3 protein-coding genes are annotated in these 4,135 nt (G+C 66.9%); 1 reads left to right on the forward strand and 2 read right to left on the reverse strand.

Going from position 1 to position 4,135, the window contains the following annotated elements; all coding sequences use genetic code 11:
- Positions 1-870: tRNA glutamyl-Q(34) synthetase GluQRS (gluQRS, locus tag ACIPIA_RS11390; protein WP_400509551.1), on the forward strand; the 870-nt coding region annotated here is incomplete at its 5' end.
- Positions 871-874: 4 nt separating this feature from the next.
- Here gluQRS and ACIPIA_RS11395 read toward each other — a convergent pair.
- Complete coding sequence (locus tag ACIPIA_RS11395; protein WP_400509553.1) at positions 875-1,792, reverse strand: AEC family transporter; 918 nt, start codon at positions 1,790-1,792, stop codon at positions 875-877.
- Between the two features lie 114 nt (positions 1,793-1,906).
- Positions 1,907-3,928 carry a M23 family metallopeptidase gene (locus ACIPIA_RS11400; protein ID WP_400509555.1) on the reverse strand — a complete coding sequence of 674 codons (2,022 nt, stop codon included), beginning with the start codon at positions 3,926-3,928 and terminating at the stop codon, positions 1,907-1,909.
- Between the last annotated feature and the right edge of the window lie 207 nt (positions 3,929-4,135).

The following is a 4,135-nucleotide window of genomic DNA, read 5'->3' on the forward strand; positions in this document are numbered from 1 at the left end:
AAGCCCGTCTTCCGCTTTGCGCCAAGCCCTAACGGTCGGCTGCACCTCGGCCATGCATTGTCGGCACTGACCAATCAAGCGATGGTGCTGAAGGTCGGCGGGCATCTCCTGCTGCGAATCGAGGATATCGACCTCACCCGGTCTCGGGCGGAGTTCGTCGAAGGGATCGTCGAGGATCTCGCCTGGCTCGGAATCGCCTTCGAGCCTGGCATTCGCAGGCAGTCGGAGCATTTCGACGATTATGCGAAGGCCCTCGACGCATTGCGGGAGCGCGGGCTGATCTATCCCTGCTTCCGCTCGCGACAGGAAATCCGCGCCGAGGTCACGGCTTGGGAAACGGAAGCGGGAAGGCCTTGGCCGACGGATCCCGACGGGGCGCCTCTCTATCCCGGCCCGTGCAAGGCGCTCGAACCTGGTGACGGCATGCGTCGCATCGCGGCTGGCGAGCCGCATGTGCTGCGCCTCGACATGGCCAAGGCGCGTGCCATCGCCGGCAAGGCGCTCAGCTACACGGTTTTCGACGGAGAAGGGGGAACACGCGTCGTCATGGCCGCGCCCGATCGCTGGGGCGATGTGGTTCTGGCCCGCAAGGACGTGCCGACGAGCTATCACCTCGCTGTCGTTGTGGACGATGCCTTGCAGGGCGTGACGCATGTGGTGCGCGGCCGGGACCTCGAGGCCGCGACGGACATCCATGTCGTGCTTCAGCACCTGCTCGGGCTGCCGACGCCGCTCTACCACTTCCATCGCCTTCTGCTCGACAAGGATGGACGCAAGTTGGCCAAGAGCCGACAGTCGGACAGCCTGGCCGCGCTGCGGGCTGCTGGCGGATCCCCCGCCGCGATCCGGCGGCGGCTGGGCTTCGCCTGAGCGGCTAGCCGACGCCGAGGAAGGTCAGCCAGGCGGCGGTGGTGAACAGCGAGAGCAGGGTCGACAACGTGATCGCGCTCGATGCATCGGCCACGCCCTGCCGGTAGCGTTCGGCGAAGAGATAGGCATTGATGCCGCAGGGGCAGGCCGCGAACAGGACCGCGACCCCGGACCAGTGAGCGGGCATGTCGAAGACCTTGGTCGCGAGCCAGTAGACGAGGAGCGGGTGCAGCCCGAGCTTCAATCCGCTCAGGACCGCCGGCAAGGCGAGCCCCGACTCCAGCCCGTACCGGCGCATCGCGATGCCGAGGCTGATCAGCGCGCAGGGCACGGCCGCCCCGGCCAGCAGATCGACCAGCGTCCAGGCCGGCTCCGGAATCTGGCCGACAAACGGGCGAACGGCCGAGCCGAGCAGGATGCCGATGATGATCGGGTGGGTGAAGAGTCGCTTGATCAGTTGGGGGATCGAGGCGGAGCGGCCCTCGGCCAGGAGCGTCGCGACCGTCATCGTCACCGGCAGGTGGATGGCGAGCAACAGGCCAAGCGGCACCGCGCCGGCGTCGCCATAAGCCTTCAGAATCATCGGAACACCGACGAAGACCGTGTTCGACTGCGCGGCGGCGAAGCCGGACACCACCAGCTCCGGCCCCTTGCGCGCGAAGAACCTGCTGGCGATCAGCATGGCCAGGGCCCAGACCACGGCGAGCCCGGCAAAATACGCAATCCAGTAGCCCCAGGGCTGGCTCAGGGGAATATCGGCTCTGGCAAGCGTCCGAAAAAGCAGGCAGGGCACCGCCAGCACGAAGACAAAATCCGAGAGGCCTTCGCCGGTCGTCTCACGCAGCAGTTTCGACCAGCGGGCGAAATAGCCGAGGCCGATCAGCCCGAAGACGGGAAGAACGACAAGAAGGGAAGCGAGCATCGGCCGGGGTCCCGCGTCACGAGAGAAGGCGCCTGCTCTGCCGGTGTCGTCTTGGAGCGGCTCTGTCAAGCGGCAGGTGCCTAGCGGAGGCCGCGCCGCCGGACCGTCATGCGCTCAGCGCAATTGGGCGACCGTACCGCCGGCCTTCTCGATGAGGCCCCGGACCTCGTCGCGCTGGCGCTTGAATTCGGCGAGCGTCGGCCCCTGCAGCTCGCGTCCGCGCGGCACGCGAATCTTCATCGGGTTGACGAAGTTGCCGTTGACCAGAACCTCGTAGTGCAGGTGGGGGCCGGTGGAGAGGCCGGTCGAGCCGAGATAGCCGATGACCTGCCCCTGACGGACCTTGGCGCCCGGGACGATTCCCGACGCGAAGTTCGACTGGTGCGAATAGGTGGTGACATAGCCGTTGGCATGCTGGATCTCGGTGTGCTTGCCGTAGCCAGACGACCAACCCGCCTTGGTGACGACGCCGTTGCCGGCGGCCAGGATCGGCGTGCCGATCCGGTTGGCCCAGTCGACGCCCGTATGCATCTTCGAATAGCGCATGATCGGGTGGTAGCGCATGCCGAAGCCCGAGCGCAGCTCGCCATCGGCGATCGGCTTGCGCAGCAGGAATTTCTTCAGGGACTTCCCTTCCTCGTCGAAATATTCGATCAGCCCATCATCCGGGGACTGGTAGCGGAAGACACGGCGCGTCTCGCCATTCACGGTCAGGGCCGCGGACAGGATCTCGCCGCGCTCGCCCTCGTCGTCCTCGGTGAAGATCACCTCCAGATTGTCGCCGCCGTGGACGCGCTGCTGGAAGTCCAGATCGTAGGAGAAGATCCGCACGAGCTCATCGACCAGCGGCCGCGGCAGATCGTGGCGCGCACCGGTCTCGTACAGGCTCTCGTAGAGGCGGGCACCACCCGTGCCCTCGTCCTCGTCCTCCTCGTCGGTCTCGCGCCGTTGCGGCCTCTGCGTGGCCAGGTCCTGGCGGGGCAGATCGACGGTGACGAAGGCACCCTTGTCGTTCATCGCGATCGTGCCGTCGGGCCGTCCGTTGCTCAGCAGCGAGACGCGCATGATCTGGCGCGTGTCGTCAGGGCGGGGACCTGGCGCATAGAGCACCTGCAGAACCTGGCCATCCGGCAGCGCGGCAGTTCGGATCTTGCCGCCGAAGGCGGTGATCATTGCCCGGATCTGGTCGGGCGTGGCACCGGCGCCGCGCATGACCTGCTCGAAGTTCTCGCCGCGCTTCGCCATCACGAGCTTGTCTTCGACAAGCGGTTCACGCGAGGCCGGGATCGGCGTTTTCGGCGCGTTGGTCACGTTCTCGGGGACGACCCGGACCTCGATGCCGGAGAAGCGGGTATCCGTTGCCGGAGCGTAGGCCAGAATGTCTCCGCTGCCGGTCGTGGTGCCGGTCAGGGTGCGGCTGAGCATGAGCTGGGGCGGAATCGGCAGGGCGCGCTGACGGCCCGAATTCGCGAGATTGGCGCGTTCCTCCTCGACCTGCGAGACGATCTCGCCGTCGCTCAGCTGGGCCTTGCCTGCGGGAATGACGATATCCGCGAGGTCACGCTTGACGATGGTGACGTCGGCATCGGGCATGTCCTGCGCCGGTTCGGCATAGCGCTCCTCCGGCTGTCCCCCCTCGGCGAACAGCCGGAGAGGATTGAACGGCGGGATATTGCTCGCATACACGCCGGTCGTCAGCGAGAGATCCGAGGCCAGCCGGACGAAGGGGCGGACCCGAATGACCTCGCGGTTGCCGACCTTCTGCGACATCGGCGCCCGCAACGTATGGCGCGCCGACATGATCGGCTGATCTGATACGAGCTTGTCCGCCTTGCGCGCGCCGCCGCCATCCCCGGCTGCAGAAGAGCTGCGAACGGTGACGGTCTCTGGCTGTTCCGCATAGCTGGTATCGCCGCGCATGGCGACGAGAATGGCCGCGCCGAGCAGCGCCGCGCCGCAGGACCCGACCAAGGCGCAGGCGAAAAGCCAGCGCAAGGACACGCCACGCCGGTCCAGCGGCTGCTGGCGGGCATCGGCTGGCTGGATCGGTGGCTCGATCCCGAGATCGACCAGCAGGGCCGCCGCCTCGGGGGCGAGCGGCTCAACCGGCTGTGCGAACTCGGGATGGGCGTTCATATCGTGCGGGCTGCTTCTGGCGGACTGTTTTGCGTGCGGGGCGTCGTGAAACCTCGATGGCGAGCTTCGCCGCAGCAAAGACGCCTGGAGCGCATCCGGACGAAAGCGCGCCGAGACCATGCCCGTGCCGGCTGCCGGAATCAATCCGTTCAGCGGTGGACGATCTCCTGTGCCGAGAGAATAAGGCTGTTTTGGGAAGCGCGGCCC

Source organism: Allobosea sp. CER48 (assembly GCF_044752385.1).
Classification (GTDB): Bacteria; Pseudomonadota; Alphaproteobacteria; order Rhizobiales; family Beijerinckiaceae; genus Allobosea.